This window comes from Priestia sp. P5_B4, from assembly GCF_056400385.1.
Window position 1 is genome coordinate 1 of sequence record NZ_JBFULJ010001203.1, and the last position, 905, is coordinate 905.

1 protein-coding gene and 1 pseudogene are annotated in these 905 nt (G+C 43.3%); both read left to right on the plus strand.

All coding sequences use genetic code 11. From position 1 onward, the window contains the following. Window positions 1-229, plus strand: a pseudogene (locus AC1DRF_RS29940) (ATPase); the annotation flags it as partial. Then, a complete protein-coding gene (locus AC1DRF_RS29945) occupies window positions 223-867 on the plus strand; it encodes an L-ribulose-5-phosphate 4-epimerase (protein ID WP_477742567.1) in 645 nt (214 codons plus the stop codon). The pseudogene AC1DRF_RS29940 and the gene AC1DRF_RS29945, both read left to right, overlap by 7 nt. Window positions 868-905 lie beyond the last annotated feature (38 nt).

The window sequence follows — 905 nt, forward strand, 5'->3', positions numbered from 1 at the left end:
GGGAATGGCTATTCTTTCTTCTTATATGCTCAATAAAAGTGAGAATGAAAGTTTAGAAGATTTCTTGGATGATAAAGTCTTTAAAGAAGTGACCGCACAAGAAATTTATCCTGACGAACTCGATGTAAAAGGGTTTGAAGCATTTATTAAAAGATATAAAAAAGGGCTAGTGATTGAAAAAGCAGCTGCAGAGCACCACAGCGAAGAACGGGAGGAGTTAGTGTGCTAGATAAATTAAAAGAAGAAGTATTTCAAGCAAACGTCGATTTGCCAAAACACGGACTGGTCAAGTATACGTGGGGAAATGTAAGTGCCATTGATCGAGACAGCGGTTTGTTTGTGATTAAACCAAGCGGCGTTACGTATGAAAAAATGACGGCTAAAGACATGGTAGTCGTTGATCTAGATGGTCACGTGGTAGAAGGTGAGCTTAATCCGTCATCTGATACGCTGACACATGCCGTACTCTATAAACATTACCCGCAAATCGGCGGTATTGCCCATACGCATTCAACGTGGGCGACCATTTGGGCTCAAGCAGGACTTGATGTGCAGGCAATGGGTACTACTCATGCCGATACCTTTTATGGTTCCGTACCATGCGCGCGCTTTTTGACCGAAAAAGAAGTGAATGACGGATATGAAGTGGAAACGGGCAAGGTGATTATCGAAACGTTTGAAGAGCGCGGCTTAGATGTGTTAGCGGTTCCTGGCATTTTACTTCAAGGGCACGGGCCGTTTACGTGGGGAAAAGATGCCAAAACGGCGGTAATGAACAGCGTCGTATTAGACGAAGTATCCAAAATGAACTTCTTTACACAAAAATTAAACGGGCTGGCTGAAGAGCAATGTCAATTGCTTGACTAGCTCCAATGGTCACAATCACTTCATCCGCTGGGTTATAG